Below are 16,930 nucleotides of genomic sequence, written 5' to 3'. Positions count from 1 at the left end.
CAGGCCCGGTGACGGCGGTACACTCCGCGCCAAAATCCGCGCAAAAAGCCCTGCCCGGGCTGGGAGAATCCGATGCGTGTGCTGCTGGTCGAAGACCACCTGCAACTGGCCGAAAGCGTGGCCCAGGCCCTCAAGAGCCAGGGGCTGACCGTGGATGTGCTGCACGATGGCGTGGCCGCCGACTTGGCGTTGGCCAGTGAAGACTATGCCGTGGCGGTGCTCGATGTCGGCCTGCCGCGCATGGACGGCTTCGAGGTGCTGGCGCGCCTGCGCGGGCGCGGCAAGACCGTGCCGGTGCTGATGCTTACCGCCCGCAGCGATGTGAAGGACCGCGTGCATGGCCTTAACCTGGGCGCCGACGATTACCTGGCCAAGCCTTTCGAGCTGACCGAGCTCGAGGCGCGGGTCAAGGCGTTGCTGCGCCGCAGCGTGCTTGGCGGCGAGCGCCAGCAGCGTTGCGGCCCGCTGGTCTATGACCTCGATACCCGGCGGTTTTCCCTCGAAAACGAACCACTGACACTCACCCAGCGCGAGCAGAGCGTACTCGAAGCCTTGATCGCCCGCCCAGGCCGGGTGATGAGCAAGGAGCAGTTGGCGGCTCAGGTCTTTGGCCTGGACGAAGAGGCCAGCCCCGACGCCATCGAGATTTATATTCACCGGCTACGCAAGAAGCTCGATGGTCACCCGGTGGCCATCGTCACCTTCCGTGGCCTGGGCTACCTGCTCGAGCACCGCGATGCGTGACAACGGCAGCCTGCGCGGGCGCCTGCTGGGCAACCTGGCACTGCTGCTGGTGGTGCTGATGCTGGCCAGCGGCCTGAGCGCCTACTGGAATGGCCGTGAAGCGGCCGACACCGCCTATGACCGCACCCTGCTGGCGTCGGCGCGGACCATTGCCGCCGGGCTCTCGCAACGTGACGGCACGCTCAGCGCCGATGTGCCCTACGTGGCCCTTGATACCTTCGCCTATGACAGCGCCGGGCGTATCTACTACCAGGTGCTGGACATCCACCAGAAGCTGATCTCGGGTTATGAAAACCTGCCGCCGCCACCACCGGGTACGCCGCGCACCGACGACTACCCGGCCTTGGCGCGTTTTTACGACGCCACGTACCAGGGCCAGGATGTGCGGGTGGTCAGCCTGCTCAAGGCGGTCAGCGAACCGAACATGAATGGCATGGCCGAGATCCGCGTGGCCGAAACCGAAGAGGCGCGGGTACGCATGGCCCGTGGCTTGATGGCCGATACCCTGCTGCGCCTGGGCATGCTGGCGCTGGGTGCGCTGGTGCTGGTGTGGTTCGCGGTCAGCGCCGCGCTGCGCCCGCTGGAACGCCTGCGTGGTGCGGTGGAAGAGCGCCAGCCGGACGACCTGCGGGCCCTGCCAGTGGTGCAGGTGCAGCGCGAACTCGGGCCGCTGGTGCGTGCGCTCAACCACTTCACCGAGCGCCTGCGTGGGCAGTTCGAGCGTCAGGCGCAGTTCATCGCCGATGCCGCCCATGAGCTGCGCACCCCGCTGGCGGCGCTCAAGGCACGGGTCGAGCTGGGCCTGCGCTCGAAGGATCCCGAGGAGTGGCGCCAGACCCTGGACGCCGCCGCCCAGGGCACCGACCGCCTGACCCATCTGGCTAACCAGTTGCTATCGTTGGCACGGGTGGAAAACGGCGCACGGGCCATCGCCGAAGGCGGCGCCCAGCGCCTGGACTTGAGCCAGTTGGCCCGTGAGCTGGGCATGGCCATGGCCCCCCTGGCCCATGCCCGCGGCGTGTCGCTGGCGCTGGAAGCCGAGGCGCCGGTTTGGCTCAAGGGCGAGCCGACCTTGCTCAACGAGTTGCTCAGCAACCTGGTGGATAACGCCTTGGCCCATACGCCGCAAGGCGGCGATGTGGTGCTGCGGGTGCTGGCGCCGGCGGTGCTGGAGGTCGAGGACGATGGGCCGGGGATTCCCGAGGCGGAGCGCGAGCGGGTGTTCGAGCGTTTCTACCGGCGCAGCGCGCAGGGCAGCGGGCTGGGTTTGGCCATCGTTGGCGAAATCTGCAGGGCGCACCTGGCGCAGATCAGCCTGCATGATGGCGAGCGGGGCGGGTTGAAGGTGCGGGTGAGTTTTATCGCTGATCAGTAGGCGTTGGCGACCTTATCGCGGGGCAAGCCCGCTCCCACATGCGTTGTTGGCGTGGGAGCGGGCTTGCCCCGCGATGGGCTTGATTCAGCGCAACATGTTCCGCGCTTCCAACACCTCATCGACATTCAGTTCGGTCCCGTAGGGCAGCCCCAGGTGCCGGTAGGCGGGCAGCGCCGCCAGCGGTCGGCTGCGCCCGCGCTGGCTGATGCAACGGGCGACCTGTACCACATCGATGTAGTCGACCTGGTCGGTGCGCCGGTCCAGGTCCTGGACCTGGCCGGGCAGCTTGACCAGCTGCTCGGGGAATTCCCAGGCACTGAGGATCTTGTCACCCAAGGCTGGCTGGATCTGTTCGATCACGTAATGCAGGCACACCGGGTCCGAGAGCAGTTCGTTGTGCTCCTGGGCATAGATCAGCACCGGCAATGCGCCGATCTGGTGAACCAGGCCACCAAGCGCGGCCTGGTCGGGTTTGAGCTGGGTGTAGCGGCGGCACAGTTCATAACTGATGCCGGCGACTTCAAGGCTGTTGGCCCAGATATCGCGCAGTTTTTGTTCAACCGCCGGGGCGCGGGCGTGGAAGATCTGCTCGATCACCAGGCCAATGGCCAGGTTGCAGCTGTAGTTGATGCCCAGGCGGGTGATGGCGGTGTGCAGGTCTGTGACTTCAACCGCGGCGCGCAACAGCGGGCTGTTGACTACCTTGATCAGGCGCGCCGACAGGGCGGCGTCGCGGCCGATCACCTTGCTCAGGGCCGAGACGCTGATTTCGCTGTCCTCGGCGGCTTCGCGGATGCTCAGGGCGACTTCCGGAAGCGTTGGCAGGACCAGATCGTCGTTGTCGATGGCAGTGAGCAATTGCCCTTGGACCATCTCGGCCAGCTTGTTCATGGACTTCTCTACGGCAAAGGTGGTGCGGCCCCGCCGCGTGGGCGGGGCGGGCTGGTCAGCGTTGGATTTCCCGGTCGCGGTCCAGTTCGTAAGGCAGGTCGAGCAGCGTCAGGCGCGGGCCTTCGAGGCTGCCCAGGTGCAGGTTGTCGTCGGCCACTGCGTCGGCGCTGAGCACGGCCAGCAGCTCGACGCCGTTGCTTGCGCTGGCGGCGATCACCACTTCACCGACCGACGAGCCGTGGGTGGGCGAGAAGATCTCGGCGCCGGGCGCCGGTACGTCGGCCTGGTCGAGCGCAAGGCGGTACTGGCGGCGCTTGAGCTTGCCCAGGTACTGCATGCGCGCGACGATTTCCTGGCCGGTGTAGCAGCCTTTCTTGAAGCTCACGCCATCGACGGCCTGCAGGTTGATCATCTGCGGGATGAACAGCTCGCGGGTCGGGCCCATGACCTGGCCGATGCCGGCGCGGATCTGGCCCAGCAGCCAGTCGTTCAGTGTGCCCTCGGGCAGGCTGGCAGCGAGTGTTTCGCGTACTGCCGTGGCCTGTTCGGCGGGCGCCCACAACTCTACCCGGCCAGCCGAGACACGAACGGCGATCAGGCTGTCATGTCGCACGGTCGCACCAGCGGCGTCTGGTACGTTCATGCCCAGCGCCTGCAGGGCCGCTTCGGCGTGCTGCAGGCCAAAGCGTGCCCAGGCAGCGCTTTCGTCGCTCAGGGTGGCCTTGGAGAACACGGCGTACTTTTTAAGGTCTGCCAATTGCGCATCGAGCAGTTCGCTGGCCATTGCCAGCCGGTAGCCATTGCCTTGCGGGAGGATGCGGAAGCTCGACTGCATCCGGCCCTTGACCATGCAGCGCGCGCCGAGGCTGGCGTGCTCATCGCTGAGGTAGTTGAGGTTGCAGGTCAGTTGGCCTTGCAGGAACTTGCCGGCGTCGGACCCGCGCACGGCGAGGATGCCCTCGTGGGCGAGCGTACAGAAAAAAGCGGAATCGGCCATGGGTCATCGCGGTAGCTAGAGACTGGCGGCCATCATAGAACGCCAGTAACAAAATAGGTAGGTGACTAGACCAACGCCCGGTGTCGCTTCGTGCGCCGCACGGTATACTGCCCGACCATTCGAGGAGGGCCCCATGGTCGAACAAACTGAACTCAACCGGCTTTTCTGGCACAGCCGCCGTGGCATGCTGGAACTGGACGTGCTGCTGGTACCTTTCACCCAGGAGGTCTACCCCAGCCTGAGCGAAGCCGACCGTGAACTCTACGTGCGGCTGCTGAGCTGCGAAGACCAGGACATGTTCGGCTGGTTCATGGAGCGCAACGAGTCCGAAGACCCGGAGCTGCAGCGCATGGTCCGAATCATCCTGGACCGTGTCCAGCCCAAGTGATCGTTTCGAGTGCCGCTGGCAGGGCTCACGCCTGCTGCTGACGGCCTACCTCGCCAGCCAGGCGCTGGCGATCATCTCCCTGGCCGTCATCGCGCTGCCGTTGTGGCTGCGCGGCCTGCTGTTCTTCGCTTGCCTGGCGCATGCCTGCTGGGCCATTCCCCGCCGTATCCTGCTCACGCACCCCGATGCGATCACCGGTTTGCGCCGCGACTCGCGTGGCTGGCGTTTGTACAGCCGTGCCCGTGGCTGGCAGGCGGTGCGGTTGTGCCGCGACAGCATTGCCCTGCCAGGGTTGGTGGTGTTGCGCTTCGTGCGCAAGGGCCGCTGGCTCGGCGAGAGCCAGTGCATCGTGAGGGATGCACTGGCCCCTGAGGCACATCGGCGCCTGCGCGTGCGGCTGAAGTTCAGCCGGCGAAGGTGGGCGGCTGCAGGATAGTGTCGCGGGCCTCGGGCAACATGCCCGGGTAGTCGAGGGTGTAGTGCAGGCCGCGGCTCTCTTTACGCTGCATCGCCGAACGGATCATCAGCTCGGCGACCTGGGCCAGGTTGCGCAGCTCGATCAGGTCGCGGCTGACTTTGTAGTTGCTGTAGAACTCGTCGATTTCGTCCAGCAGCATGCGCACGCGGTGTTCGGCACGCTGCAGGCGTTTGCTGGTGCGCACGATGCCGACATAGTCCCACATGAAGCGCCGCAGTTCGTCCCAGTTGTGCGCGATGATCACGTCTTCGTCAGAGTCGGTGACCTGGCTTGCGTCCCAGCAGGGCAGGGCGCGGGGCATGCTCACCTGTTCGAGGTGCGCCTCGATGTCGGCGGCGGCGGCGCGGCCGTAGACGAAACATTCGAGCAGCGAGTTGCTGGCCATGCGGTTGGCGCCGTGCAGGCCGGTGAAGCTGGTTTCGCCGATGGCGTAAAGGCCGGGGACGTCGGTGTGGCCGCGATCATCGACCATGACCCCGCCGCAGGTGTAGTGGGCCGCTGGCACCACCGGGATCGGCTGGCGAGTGATGTCGATGCCGAAGGTGAGGCAGCGCTCGTAGACGGTGGGGAAGTGGCTCTTGATGAACTCGGCCGGCTTGTGGCTGATGTCCAGGTACACGCAATCCACGCCCAGGCGCTTCATCTCGTGGTCGATGGCGCGGGCGACGATGTCCCGTGGCGCCAGCTCTTCGCGTGGGTCGAAACGGGGCATGAAGCGCTCGCCATTGGGCAGGCGCAGCAGGGCGCCTTCGCCGCGCAGGGCTTCGGTCACCAGGAAACTCTTGGCTTGCGGGTGATACAGGCAAGTGGGGTGGAATTGGTTGAACTCCAGGTTCGCCACCCGGCAACCGGCCCGCCAGGCCATGGCGATACCGTCGCCACAGGCGCCGTCGGGGTTGCTGGTGTACAGGTACACCTTGGCCGCGCCGCCGGTGGCCAGCACGGTGAAGCGGGCGCCGAAGGTGTCGACCTCGCCGGTGTTGCGGTCCAGTACATAGGCGCCCAGGCAACGGTCGCCGCCCAGGCCCAGGCGGCGCTCGGTAATCAGGTCGACCGCGACGCGCTGCTCCAGCAGCTCGATGTTCGGCCGCTGGCGTGCCTGGTCGAGCAAGGTCTTGAAGATCGCCGCACCGGTGGCGTCGGCGGCATGGATGATGCGCCGGTGGCTGTGGCCGCCCTCGCGGGTGAGGTGAAACTCGAAACCACCGTCGTCGACGCTGTAGTGTTCGTCACGGGTGAACGGCACGCCTTGCTCGATCAGCCATTCGATCGCTTCGCGGCTGTGTTCGACGGTGAAACGCACCGCGTCTTCGTGGCACAGTCCGCCGCCGGCATTGAGGGTGTCCTCGACATGCGACTGTACGGTATCGGTGTTGTCGAGCACGGCGGCCACGCCGCCCTGGGCCCAGAAGGTAGAGCCGTTGGCCAGGTCGCCTTTGCTGAGTACGGCGATGCGCAGGTGGCCGGGGAGGTTCAGTGCCAGGCTCAGACCAGCCGCACCACTGCCGATCACCAGGACATCATGTTGGAATTGTTGGCTCATGTCGGGACACTAGTAATCTTCGAAGGGGGCACGGCACAATAGTCAAGCGCAGATGGCATTGTGAAACTATCGTGAAACCGGGCCGGGATGCCTTTATAGCAGCCCCGGGGGCCTGATTTCCAATGGCGCTTGCGGGGCAAAGACGATCTTTTTGGGAACTTTCCTCTACCCCAGGAAATCCTAAGAAGGCTGTACGCACGCCACATTTTGCCGCGGCGACGCAGGGCGACAGCCCTTTGCTTGGGCTCAGACCTGCGTACTGAAACCTGATTATCGACGCAGCCGGCCGTGACCGCGCTGCGCCTTTCGTGCGAGCCGACCAAGGGCCGCAGGAAACTTGCTTGGAGGGGAGAACTTTTGCGTAAAGCCCGAGTCTATGGTTGCAAGCCTGAACGATGCTTGTCGCAACGCTCCTTCGAGTTCACTGAGGAGTGTTCATGCTAACCCAGGAAGAGGATCAGCAGCTTGTCGAGCGCGTGCAGCGCGGCGACAGGCGAGCGTTCGATCTGTTGGTGCTGAAGTATCAGCACAAGATTCTCGGGTTGATCGTGCGTTTCGTACACGACACCCATGAAGCGCAGGACGTGGCGCAGGAAGCCTTCATCAAGGCGTACCGGGCGCTGGGGAATTTTCGCGGTGACAGCGCGTTCTACACGTGGCTTTACCGCATCGCCATCAACACGGCGAAAAACTATCTGGTGTCCCGTGGAAGACGGCCGCCAGACAGCGATGTGAGCTCCGAGGATGCGGAGTTTTACGACGGCGATCATGGTCTCAAGGATCTCGAGTCCCCAGAACGCGCGTTGTTGCGGGATGAAATCGAAGGCACTGTCCATCGCACCATCCAGCAACTGCCGGAAGACCTGCGCACGGCATTGACGTTGCGCGAGTTCGATGGACTGAGTTACGAGGACATTGCCAGTGTCATGCAATGTCCGGTGGGTACCGTGCGCTCCCGGATTTTCCGCGCTCGGGAGGCCATAGACAAAGCCCTGCAACCGCTGTTGCAGGAAACCTGAGACAGCGGCGACAGCCAAGAGAGGAACCGCCATGAGTCGTGAAGCTTTGCAGGAATCGCTGTCCGCGGTAATGGATAACGAAGCGGACGAACTGGAACTGCGTCGTGTGCTCAATGCCGTCGACGATTCCGAAACCCGTGCCACCTGGTCGCGCTATCAGGTCGCTCGCGCAGCGATGCACAAGGAACTGCTGTTGCCCAAGCTGGATATCGCCTCGGCGGTTTCCGCAGCATTGGCCGACGAGGAGGTGCCTGCCAAGGTCAAGCAAGGCCCGTGGCGCAGCATCGGCCGCCTGGCCGTGGCTGCCTCGGTGACCGTTGCCGTGCTGGCTGGTGTACGTTTCTACAACCAGGACGAGATCACCGGTGCCGAGCTTGCGTCCCAGCAGCCTGCCCAGCAGGGGCTGAGCATGCCACAGGCACAAGGCCCCGCCGTTTTGGCAGGCTATAGTGAAAGCAGCGAACAACCGACCGGGCCGATGGCCAACGGTGTGCTGCAGAACCAGGCTGGCTGGGATCAGCGTCTGCCAGGTTATCTGCGCCAGCATGCCCAGGAATCCGCGCTCAAAGGCACCGAGACCGCTCTGCCTTACGCACGCGCTGCCAGCCTGGAAAACCGCTAGTAAGGAGGATCATGCGCGCGCTACCTCTCCTGTCGCTGCTGCTTGGCAGCAGCCTGACGGTGCAGGCCTACGCGGCCAACTCCACGCCCGAGGCGAGTGAGTGGCTGAACAAGCTGGCACAGGCTGAACAAAGGCAGAGTTACCAGGGGTCGTTCGTCTACGAGCGCAATGGCAGCTTCTCCACGCACGATATCTGGCATCGCGTCCAGGACGGCAAGGTCAGCGAGCGTTTACTCCAGCTCGATGGCGCTGCCCAGGAAATCGTGCGTGTCGATGGCAAGGTGCAATGCGTCAGTGGCGCCTTGGTCAGCGGTGTGAGCGCACCGCCCGACGCCGCCCCGCGCATGCTCGACCCTTTGAAACTGATGAGCTGGTACGACCTGAGCGTGGCAGGCAAGTCACGCGTCGCAGGGCGCGACGCGGTGATTGTGACCCTGACCCCGCGTGATCAGCACCGCTACGCCTTCGAACTTCACCTGGACCGCCAGACCGGCTTGCCGCTGCGCTCGTTGATGCTCAACGAAAAGGGGCAACTGCTCGAACGCTTCCAGATGACCCGCCTGGACACCGATGACCTGCCGAGTGACACCGACCTCACTGCCAGTGCGGCCTGCAAGCCGGTCGAGCGGGTGGTCGCCAGTACTTCACAGGCCGTTGCCGGCTGGCGCTCGGACTGGCTGCCACCAGGCTTCGAGCTGATCAACAGCAGTGTGCGCCATGACCCGGACCGCAAAAGTACAATCAGCAGCCTGATGTATGACGATGGCCTGACGCGCTTCTCGGTGTTCCTTGAACCGATCAGCGATAACTCAGGCACCGATACCCGCACTCAGCTCGGCCCGACCGTCGCGGTCTCGCGCCATCTCACCACACCCAAGGGCAAAGTGATGGTCACCGTGGTCGGTGAAATTCCACTGGGTACCGCCGAGCGTGTGGCGTTGTCGATGCGGGCCCAGGATGCTCAGGCGCGTCAGTAACGGCGCTTTATGAAAGCTTCTGTTACACAGTGCTGACAGGAAATTAACCCATTGTCATTTGCAATCCAGCCATAAATTTTCTATAGGTCAGGCTCTTCTGGGAGTCTGGCCTTTTCTGCGTCTGCAGGGCCTAACTGCTAACTACGCTCGTTGTAACGGGAGCCGTATGTCAATACCACGCTTGAAACCCTACCTATCGATGTTCGCCGCTGTGCTCATGCTCGGCCAGGTGCTCACCGCCCAAGCCCAGGAAGCCCTGCCCGATTTCACGACCCTGGTCGAGCAGGCTTCGCCGGCGGTGGTCAACATCAGTACCAAGCAGAAACTGCCGGACCGCCGCATCGCCGCCGGGCAGATGCCCGACCTCGAAGGCCTGCCGCCGATGTTCCGCGAGTTCTTCGAGCGCAACATGCCACAGCAGCCGCGCTCGCCCCGGGGTGATCGCCAGCGCGAGGCGCAGTCGCTGGGCTCGGGCTTCATCATTTCCAGTGATGGCTATGTGCTGACCAACAACCACGTGGTCGCCGACGCCGACGAAATCATCGTCCGCCTCTCCGACCGCAGCGAGCTGCAGGCCAAGCTGGTCGGCACCGACCCGCGCACCGACGTGGCCCTGCTCAAGGTCGAGGGCAAGAACCTGCCGACCGTCAAGCTGGGCGATTCGGAAAAGCTCAAGGTGGGTGAGTGGGTACTGGCCATCGGTTCGCCGTTCGGCTTCGACCATTCGGTGACCAAGGGCATCGTCAGCGCCAAGGGCCGCACTCTGCCCAACGACACCTATGTGCCGTTCATCCAGACCGACGTGGCCATCAACCCGGGCAACTCCGGCGGCCCGCTGTTCAACATGAATGGCGAGGTGGTCGGTATCAACTCGCAGATATTCACCCGCTCCGGTGGCTTCATGGGCCTGTCGTTCGCCATTCCGATCGACGTGGCGATCGACGTTTCCAACCAGCTGAAGAAAGACGGCAAGGTCAGCCGTGGCTGGCTGGGCGTGGTGATCCAGGAGGTCAACAAGGACCTGGCTGAATCCTTCGGCCTCGACAAGCCGGCCGGCGCCCTGGTAGCCCAGGTGCTGGAAGACGGCCCGGCGGCCAAGGGCGGCCTGCAGGTGGGCGACGTGATCCTGAGCATGAATGGCCAGCCGATCGTCATGTCGGCCGACCTGCCGCACCTGGTCGGCAGCCTCAAGGATGGCGCCAAGGCCAAGCTTGAGATCATCCGCAATGGCAAGCGCCAGAACCTCGATGTCACCGTCGGCGCCCTGCCGGATGAAGAAGCTGACATCGGCACCGGTGCCCAGGGCAGCGTCGAGCGCAGCAGCAACCGTCTGGGTGTATCCGTGACCGATCTGACCGCCGAGCAGAAGAAATCCCTGGAGCTCAAGGGCGGCGTGGTCATCAAGGAAGTCCAGGACGGCCCGGCAGCGCTGATTGGCCTGCGTCCGGGCGATGTCATCAGCCACCTGAACAACCAGGCTATCGGCTCGGCCAAGGAATTCACCGAAATTGCCAAGGACCTGCCGAAGAACCGTTCGGTGTCGATGCGCGTGCTGCGCCAGGGGCGCGCAAGCTTCATCACCTTCAAGCTGGCTGAATAAGCTGATTGCAAGGTAGGAAAGGGCAGCTTCGGCTGCCCTTTTACGTAGCAGTCAATGTCACAAAGCTTTACGTGGGAGCGGGCTTGCCCCGCGATGAGGCCTGATCAGGTAGTACTTGTGCCTGATCGGGCCTCATCGCGGGGCAAGCCCGCTCCCACAAGGGATGTAGACAGGCCGATAGAGGAATCTCCCATATCCCTGCGGCTTGAGGTACAATTCCCGGCTATTTTTCGGCGGGCGTCCGGCTCGCAGCCTTTTCGAGTGTTGACCCGTGAGTGATTTGAGTCATATCCGCAATTTCTCCATCATCGCCCACATCGACCATGGCAAGTCGACGCTGGCCGACCGTTTCATCCAGATGTGCGGTGGCCTGACGGCGCGCGAAATGGAGGCCCAGGTCCTCGATTCCATGGACCTGGAGCGCGAGCGCGGGATCACCATCAAGGCCCACAGCGTCACCCTGCACTACAAGGCGCAGGACGGCAAAACCTACCAGCTGAACTTCATCGACACCCCCGGCCACGTTGACTTCACCTATGAAGTTTCGCGTTCGCTGGCCGCGTGCGAGGGTGCACTGCTGGTGGTCGACGCCGGCCAGGGCGTCGAGGCCCAGTCCGTGGCCAACTGCTACACCGCCATCGAGCAGGGCCTGGAAGTCATGCCGGTGCTGAACAAGATGGACCTGCCCCAGGCCGACCCGGACCGCGTCAAGGACGAGATCGAGAAGATCATCGGCATCGACGCCACCGACGCCGTGGCGTGCAGCGCCAAGAGCGGCATGGGCGTGGACGAGGTGCTCGAGCGCCTGGTGCAGACCATCCCCGCGCCGCAGGGCGAGATCGACGCGCCGCTGCAGGCGTTGATCATCGACTCCTGGTTCGACAACTACCTGGGCGTGGTCTCGCTGGTGCGCGTGCGCCAGGGCCGCGTCAAGAAAGGCGACAAGATCCTGGTCAAGTCCACCGGCAAGGTGCACCTGGTCGACAGCGTCGGCGTGTTCACGCCCAAGCACACCCAGACCGCCGACCTCAAAGCCGGTGAAGTGGGCTTCATCATCGCCAGCATCAAGGACATCCATGGTGCGCCAGTCGGCGACACCCTGACCCTGTCCTCGACCCCCGAGGTCGAAGTGCTCGCAGGCTTCAAGAAGATCCAGCCGCAGGTGTACGCCGGCCTGTTCCCGGTCAGCTCCGACGACTTCGAGGACTTCCGTGACGCGCTGCAGAAGCTCACCCTGAACGACTCGTCGCTGCAATACATGCCGGAAAGCTCCGACGCCCTGGGCTTCGGCTTCCGTTGCGGCTTCCTCGGCATGCTGCACATGGAGATCATCCAGGAGCGCCTGGAGCGCGAATACGACCTGGACCTGATCACCACCGCGCCAAGCGTGATCTACGAGCTGGAGCTCAAGACCGGCGAAACCATCGTCGTCGACAACCCTTCGAAGCTGCCGGACGTGTCGTCGGTCGCCGATTTCCGCGAGCCGATCGTCACCGCCACCATCCTGGTACCGCAAGAGCACCTGGGCAACGTCATCACCCTGTGCATCGAGAAGCGTGGCGTGCAGCGCGACATGCAGTTCCTCGGCAGCCAGGTGCAGGTGCGCTACGACCTGCCGATGAACGAAGTGGTGCTGGACTTCTTCGACCGCCTCAAGTCCACCAGCCGCGGCTACGCCTCGCTGGACTATCATTTCGACCGCTACCAGTCGGCCAACCTGGTCAAGCTGGACGTGCTGATCAACGGTGACAAGGTCGATGCCCTGGCATTGATCGTGCACCGTGACAACGCCGCCTACAAAGGCCGTGCGTTGACCGAGAAGATGAAGGAGCTGATCCCTCGGCAGATGTTCGACGTGGCGATCCAGGCAGCCATTGGCGGCCAGATCATTGCGCGGACAACCGTCAAGGCGCTCAGAAAGAACGTACTGGCCAAGTGCTACGGTGGCGACGTGAGCCGTAAGAAGAAGCTGCTGGAGAAGCAGAAGGCCGGTAAGAAACGCATGAAACAGGTCGGTAACGTGGAAATTCCACAGGAAGCCTTCCTCGCCGTGCTCAGGTTGGATAGCTAGGTCCTATGTCGCTAAATTTCCCGCTGTTGCTCGTCATCGCCGTTGCCGTCTGCGGCCTGTTGGGTCTGATCGACCTGCTGTTCCTGGCTCCGCGCCGGCGCGCGGCGATCGCCACCTACCAGGGCAGCGTCAGCCAGCCAGAAATGGCCGTGGTCGAACGCCTGAACAAGGAGCCGTTGCTGGTCGAGTACGGCAAGTCGTTCTTCCCGGTGCTGTTCATCGTGCTGGTGCTGCGCTCGTTCCTGGTTGAGCCGTTCCAGATCCCGTCGGGTTCGATGAAACCGACCCTGGAAGTGGGCGATTTCATCCTGGTGAACAAGTTCTCCTACGGCATCCGCCTGCCGGTGATCGACAAGAAGGTCATCGAGGTCGGTGACCCGCAGCGCGGCGATGTGATGGTGTTCCGCTACCCCAGCGACCCGAACGTCAACTACATCAAGCGGGTGATCGGCCTGCCGGGCGACCAGATCCGCTACACCAACGACAAGCGCCTGTTCGTCAATGGCCAGGCGGTCGCCGAGCAACTGGTCGGCAGCGAGCCGGGCACCTTGGGCAGCGCCGAGCTGTACAAGGAAAAGCTCGGTGAGGTCGAGCACCTGATCCGTAAGGAAATGACCCGCTACCGCATGCCGCCGGACCAGCAATGGACCGTGCCGGCCGGGCATTACTTCATGATGGGTGACAACCGCGACAACTCCAACGACAGCCGCTACTGGGATGATCCGAACATCCCCAAAGAGCTGCACGGCATGGTCCCTGACCGGAACATCGTCGGCAAGGCGTTCGCCGTATGGATGAGCTGGCCTGAGCCGAAACTCAGCCACCTGCCCAACCTGTCGCGGGTCGGCCTGATCCACTAAGTATCGACGGCGCTGTCTGCGGACAGCGCCGATTGCTTTTCTGACATAGGCTGTGTTCTCAGGGAGTGAGAGGTTTCGCCATTTTGATGTCGGACCACAGCCAAACCGTCTTTCAGGATGTTGATTTGAACAACGCGTTGAACATTGTACGGGTGGCCCCATGAGTGCTTCCCTTGCCCGCCTGGAGCGTAAGCTCGGCTACACCTTCAAGGATCAGGACCAGATGCTGCTGGCCCTGACCCATCGCAGTTATGCCGGGCGCAACAACGAGCGCCTGGAATTCCTTGGCGATGCCATTCTCAACTTCGTGGTCGGCGAAGCGCTGTTCGAGCGCTTCCCGCAGGCCCGGGAAGGCCAGCTGTCGCGCCTGCGCGCGCGCCTGGTCAAGGGCGAAACCCTGGCCCGCCTGGCCCGTGGCTTCGACCTTGGCGAGTACCTGCGCCTGGGTTCCGGCGAGCTCAAGAGCGGCGGTTTCCGCCGCGAGTCGATCCTTGCGGACGCTCTCGAAGCGCTGATCGGCGCCATCTACCAGGACGCCGACATGCAGACTGCGCGCGAGCGCATCCTGGCCTGGCTGACCGACGAGTTCGAAGGCCTGACCCTGGTCGACACCAACAAAGACCCCAAGACCCGCCTGCAGGAGTTCCTGCAGTCGCGTGCCTGCGAGCTGCCGCGTTACGAAGTGGTGGATATCCAGGGCGAACCGCACTGCCGGACCTTCCTCGTCGAATGCGAAGTGGTCCTGCTGAACAAGAAAAGCCGTGGCCAGGGCGTAAGCCGGCGTATTGCCGAACAGGTCGCCGCCGCCGCCGCATTGATCGCCCTGGGCGTGGAGAATGGCAATGACTGAGAACACTTCGACCCGCTGCGGCTATGTCGCCATCGTCGGCCGCCCCAACGTCGGCAAGTCGACGCTGCTCAACCACATCCTCGGCCAGAAGCTGGCGATCACCTCGCGCAAGCCGCAGACCACCCGCCACAACATGCTCGGCATCAAGACCGAGGGTGACGTGCAGGCGATCTACGTCGATACCCCCGGCATGCACAAGGCGAACGACAAGGCGCTCAACCGCTACATGAACCGCAACGCCTCGGCGGCCTTGAAGGATGTCGACGTGGTGATCTTCGTGGTCGACCGCACCCGCTGGACCGATGAGGACCAACTGGTGCTCGAGCGCGTTCAGTACGTGACCGGCCCGGTGATCCTGGCGGTCAACAAGACCGACCGCATGGACGAGAAGGGCGACCTGATCCCGCACCTGCAGTGGCTGCAAGAGCAACTGCCGAATGCCGAGATCGTGCCGATCTCGGCCCAGCAGGGTCACAACCTCGAGTCGCTGGAAGGGCTGATCGCCAAGCACCTGCCAGAGAACGAGCACTTCTTCCCGGAAGACCAGATCACCGACCGCAGCAGCCGCTTCCTGGCTGCCGAGCTGGTGCGCGAGAAGATCATGCGCCAGCTGGGTGCGGAGCTGCCGTACCAGATCACCGTGGAAATCGAGGAATTCAAGCAGCAGGGCCATGTGCTGCACATCCATGCGCTGATCCTGGTCGAGCGTGACGGCCAGAAGAAGATCATCATCGGCGACAAGGGCGAGCGCATCAAACGCATTGGCTCCGACGCGCGCAAGGACATGGAAACGCTGTTCGACGCCAAGGTGATGCTCAACCTCTGGGTCAAGGTCAAAGGCGGCTGGTCCGACGACGAGCGCGCCCTGCGTTCGCTGGGTTACGGCGACCTGTAACCGTCAGGCGCGTCCCGTATCTCTTGTGGGAGCGGGCTTGCCCCGCGATGGCGATCGCGGGGCAAGCCCGCTCCCACAAGTCGTTTATGACATCGAGAAACCGCTGATGGACCAACCCACCCCCCAGCCGGCCTACGTCCTGCACAGCCGCCCCTACAAGGAAACCAGCGCCCTGGTGGATTTCCTCACCCCCCAGGGGCGGGTGCGCGCGGTATTGCGCCGTGCGCGGGGCAAGGGCGGCAGCCAGGTACGGCCGTTCGTGCCACTGGAAGTGGAACTGCGCGGGCGTGGAGAGCTGAAGACCGTATGGCGCCTGGACAGCAACGGCATCGCGGCCTGGCTGCATGGTGACGCGCTGTTCAGCGGCCTCTACCTCAACGAACTGCTGATGCGCCTGTTGCCCGCCGAGGCACCGCAGCCAGCGCTGTTCGAGCATTACACCCTGACCCTGCAAGCCCTGGCCGCCGGTCGACCACTGGAGCCGCTGCTGCGCTCGTTCGAATGGCGCTTGCTGGACGAACTGGGTTACGCCTTCTCGCTGGAACACGACGTGAATGACGACCCGATCGCCGCCGAGGGCCTTTATCGCCTGCAGGTGGATGCCGGCCTGCAGCGGGTCGAGCTGTTCCAGCCCGGCTTGTTCAAGGGTACCGAGTTGCAGGCCCTGGCCCAGGCCGACTGGGACGCCCCCGGCGCCTTGCTCGCCGCCAAGCGCCTGATGCGCCAGGCCCTGGCGGTGCACCTGGGGCCCAAGCCACTGGTCAGCCGGGAACTGTTTCGCAAGCGCTGATCAGCACGTATGCTGTGGCCCTCAACTTTCAGGAGTGCCCCTTCGTGACTCACAGCAACCGCATGCTTCTCGGCGTCAACATCGACCACGTGGCGACCCTGCGCCAGGCCCGGGGCACCCGCTATCCAGACCCGGTCAAGGCCGCGCTGGACGCCGAGGAAGCGGGCGCCGACGGCATCACCGTGCACCTGCGCGAAGACCGCCGGCACATCCAGGAGCGCGATGTGCTGGTGCTCAAGGACGTGCTGCAGACCCGCATGAACTTCGAGATGGGCGTCACCGAAGAGATGATGCTGTTCGCCGAGAAGATCCGCCCGGCGCATATCTGCCTGGTCCCGGAAACCCGCCAGGAGCTGACCACCGAAGGTGGCCTGGACGTGGCCGGCCAGGAGGCGCGGATCAAGGCCGCGGTCGAGCGCCTGTCGCGCACCGGCGCCGAAGTGTCGCTGTTCATCGATGCCGACGAGCGCCAGATCGAGGCCTCGCGTCGGGTGGGCGCACCGGCCATCGAACTGCACACCGGCCGTTACGCGGATGCCGAAACCCCGACCGAGGTGGCCGAAGAGCTCAAGCGCATCGTCGATGGCGTGGCCTTCGGTATTAGCCAGGGGTTGATCGTCAACGCAGGTCACGGGCTGCATTACCACAACGTCGAAGCCGTCGCCGCGATCAAGGGCATCAACGAGCTGAACATCGGCCATGCGCTGGTGGCCCATGCGCTGTTCGTCGGCTTCAAGGCCGCCGTGGCCGAGATGAAAGCGCTGATCGTCGCCGCTTCGCGCTAAGTCTTGGCAAACCATCGCGGGGCAAGCCCGCTCCCACGTAACGGC

17 protein-coding genes are annotated in these 16,930 nt (G+C 64.0%); 14 read left to right on the top strand and 3 right to left on the bottom strand.

The window, feature by feature from the left end:
- The first annotated feature begins 72 nt into the window (after window positions 1-72).
- Window positions 73-744, top strand: a complete 672-nt coding sequence (locus tag F6X61_RS23625) for a response regulator (protein ID WP_153788765.1) — start codon at window positions 73-75, stop codon at window positions 742-744.
- The gene (locus F6X61_RS23620) at window positions 737-2,119 is read left to right on the top strand and encodes a sensor histidine kinase (RefSeq protein ID WP_153788764.1); all 1,383 of its coding nucleotides are present in this window, start codon (window positions 737-739) and stop codon (window positions 2,117-2,119) included. The genes F6X61_RS23625 and F6X61_RS23620 overlap by 8 nt, the downstream gene beginning before the upstream one ends.
- An 84-nt stretch (window positions 2,120-2,203) precedes the next feature.
- Here the strand turns inward: F6X61_RS23620 and F6X61_RS23615 are convergent, their stop codons facing one another.
- Window positions 2,204-3,010, bottom strand: a complete 807-nt coding sequence (locus tag F6X61_RS23615; RefSeq protein ID WP_153788763.1) for an HDOD domain-containing protein — start codon at window positions 3,008-3,010, stop codon at window positions 2,204-2,206.
- Window positions 3,011-3,065: 55 nt separating this feature from the next.
- Window positions 3,066-4,007: a folate-binding protein YgfZ gene (locus F6X61_RS23610; RefSeq protein ID WP_153788762.1), complete on the bottom strand. Its 942-nt coding sequence runs from the start codon at window positions 4,005-4,007 to the stop codon at window positions 3,066-3,068.
- Window positions 4,008-4,140: 133 nt separating this feature from the next.
- Here F6X61_RS23610 and F6X61_RS23605 point away from each other — a divergent pair, with 133 nt between their 5' ends.
- Window positions 4,141-4,395: a succinate dehydrogenase assembly factor 2 gene (locus F6X61_RS23605; protein ID WP_110993788.1), complete on the top strand. Its 255-nt coding sequence runs from the start codon at window positions 4,141-4,143 to the stop codon at window positions 4,393-4,395.
- Complete coding sequence (locus F6X61_RS23600) at window positions 4,379-4,831, top strand: protein YgfX (RefSeq protein WP_153788761.1); 453 nt, start codon at window positions 4,379-4,381, stop codon at window positions 4,829-4,831. Before F6X61_RS23605 ends, F6X61_RS23600 begins: the two co-directional genes overlap by 17 nt.
- On the opposite strand, the gene nadB is transcribed toward F6X61_RS23600, so the two are convergent.
- The gene (gene nadB, locus F6X61_RS23595) at window positions 4,800-6,416 is read right to left on the bottom strand and encodes an L-aspartate oxidase (RefSeq protein WP_153788760.1); all 1,617 of its coding nucleotides are present in this window, start codon (window positions 6,414-6,416) and stop codon (window positions 4,800-4,802) included. The genes F6X61_RS23600 and nadB overlap by 32 nt on opposite strands.
- Before the next feature lie 437 nt (window positions 6,417-6,853).
- Here nadB and rpoE point away from each other — a divergent pair, with 437 nt between their 5' ends.
- The 10 genes from rpoE to pdxJ all read left to right on the top strand — a co-directional run bounded on the left by rpoE (window position 6,854) and on the right by pdxJ (window position 16,885).
- The gene (gene rpoE, locus F6X61_RS23590; RefSeq protein WP_010220971.1) at window positions 6,854-7,435 is read left to right on the top strand and encodes an RNA polymerase sigma factor RpoE; all 582 of its coding nucleotides are present in this window, start codon (window positions 6,854-6,856) and stop codon (window positions 7,433-7,435) included.
- A gap of 31 nt (window positions 7,436-7,466) precedes the next feature.
- A complete protein-coding gene (locus F6X61_RS23585) occupies window positions 7,467-8,057 on the top strand; it encodes a sigma-E factor negative regulatory protein (RefSeq protein WP_153788759.1) in 591 nt (196 codons plus the stop codon).
- Window positions 8,058-8,068: 11 nt separating this feature from the next.
- Window positions 8,069-9,034, top strand: coding sequence for a MucB/RseB C-terminal domain-containing protein (locus F6X61_RS23580; protein ID WP_153788758.1), 966 nt, complete (start codon window positions 8,069-8,071; stop codon window positions 9,032-9,034).
- 199 nt (window positions 9,035-9,233) lie between these two features.
- On the top strand, window positions 9,234-10,634 hold the full coding sequence (locus F6X61_RS23575; protein ID WP_371923754.1) for a DegQ family serine endoprotease: 1,401 nt from the start codon (window positions 9,234-9,236) through the stop codon (window positions 10,632-10,634).
- Window positions 10,635-10,905: 271 nt separating this feature from the next.
- Window positions 10,906-12,705, top strand: a complete 1,800-nt coding sequence (gene lepA / locus F6X61_RS23570; RefSeq protein ID WP_125462814.1) for a translation elongation factor 4 — start codon at window positions 10,906-10,908, stop codon at window positions 12,703-12,705.
- A gap of 5 nt (window positions 12,706-12,710) precedes the next feature.
- A complete protein-coding gene (gene lepB, locus F6X61_RS23565; RefSeq protein ID WP_153788757.1) occupies window positions 12,711-13,565 on the top strand; it encodes a signal peptidase I in 855 nt (284 codons plus the stop codon).
- Between the two features lie 160 nt (window positions 13,566-13,725).
- Entirely contained in the window at window positions 13,726-14,415 is a 690-nt protein-coding gene (gene rnc / locus F6X61_RS23560; protein WP_110993796.1) for a ribonuclease III, read from the top strand.
- Window positions 14,408-15,310, top strand: a complete 903-nt coding sequence (era, locus tag F6X61_RS23555; protein ID WP_153788756.1) for a GTPase Era — start codon at window positions 14,408-14,410, stop codon at window positions 15,308-15,310. Before rnc ends, era begins: the two co-directional genes overlap by 8 nt.
- Window positions 15,311-15,416: 106 nt before the next feature.
- A complete protein-coding gene (gene recO / locus F6X61_RS23550) occupies window positions 15,417-16,100 on the top strand; it encodes a DNA repair protein RecO (protein WP_153788755.1) in 684 nt (227 codons plus the stop codon).
- Between the two features lie 62 nt (window positions 16,101-16,162).
- Window positions 16,163-16,885 carry a pyridoxine 5'-phosphate synthase gene (gene pdxJ, locus F6X61_RS23545; RefSeq protein WP_371923753.1) on the top strand — a complete coding sequence of 241 codons (723 nt, stop codon included), beginning with the start codon at window positions 16,163-16,165 and terminating at the stop codon, window positions 16,883-16,885.
- The last annotated feature ends 45 nt before the right edge of the window (window positions 16,886-16,930 follow it).

Source organism: Pseudomonas sp. EMN2 (genome assembly GCF_009650555.1).
Taxonomy (GTDB): Bacteria; Pseudomonadota; Gammaproteobacteria; order Pseudomonadales; family Pseudomonadaceae; genus Aquipseudomonas; species Aquipseudomonas sichuanensis.
This window is presented reverse-complemented; position numbering and strand designations above follow the sequence as displayed.

Bases quoted from the DNA above. Each gene is read 5' to 3' on its own strand.
- F6X61_RS23625 (WP_153788765.1), top strand. From the start codon at position 73: ATGCGTGTGCTGCTGGTCGAAGACCACCTGCAACTGGCCGAAAGCGTG.
- F6X61_RS23620 (WP_153788764.1), top strand. From the start codon at position 737: ATGCGTGACAACGGCAGCCTGCGCGGGCGCCTGCTGGGCAACCTGGCA.
- F6X61_RS23615 (WP_153788763.1), bottom strand. From the start codon at position 3,010: ATGAACAAGCTGGCCGAGATGGTCCAAGGGCAATTGCTCACTGCCATC.
- F6X61_RS23610 (WP_153788762.1), bottom strand. From the start codon at position 4,007: ATGGCCGATTCCGCTTTTTTCTGTACGCTCGCCCACGAGGGCATCCTC.
- F6X61_RS23605 (WP_110993788.1), top strand. From the start codon at position 4,141: ATGGTCGAACAAACTGAACTCAACCGGCTTTTCTGGCACAGCCGCCGT.
- nadB (WP_153788760.1), bottom strand. From the start codon at position 6,416: ATGAGCCAACAATTCCAACATGATGTCCTGGTGATCGGCAGTGGTGCG.
- rpoE (WP_010220971.1), top strand. From the start codon at position 6,854: ATGCTAACCCAGGAAGAGGATCAGCAGCTTGTCGAGCGCGTGCAGCGC.
- F6X61_RS23585 (WP_153788759.1), top strand. From the start codon at position 7,467: ATGAGTCGTGAAGCTTTGCAGGAATCGCTGTCCGCGGTAATGGATAAC.
- F6X61_RS23580 (WP_153788758.1), top strand. From the start codon at position 8,069: ATGCGCGCGCTACCTCTCCTGTCGCTGCTGCTTGGCAGCAGCCTGACG.
- F6X61_RS23575 (WP_371923754.1), top strand. From the start codon at position 9,234: ATGTTCGCCGCTGTGCTCATGCTCGGCCAGGTGCTCACCGCCCAAGCC.
- lepB (WP_153788757.1), top strand. From the start codon at position 12,711: ATGTCGCTAAATTTCCCGCTGTTGCTCGTCATCGCCGTTGCCGTCTGC.
- rnc (WP_110993796.1), top strand. From the start codon at position 13,726: ATGAGTGCTTCCCTTGCCCGCCTGGAGCGTAAGCTCGGCTACACCTTC.
- era (WP_153788756.1), top strand. From the start codon at position 14,408: ATGACTGAGAACACTTCGACCCGCTGCGGCTATGTCGCCATCGTCGGC.
- recO (WP_153788755.1), top strand. From the start codon at position 15,417: ATGGACCAACCCACCCCCCAGCCGGCCTACGTCCTGCACAGCCGCCCC.
- pdxJ (WP_371923753.1), top strand. From the start codon at position 16,163: ATGCTTCTCGGCGTCAACATCGACCACGTGGCGACCCTGCGCCAGGCC.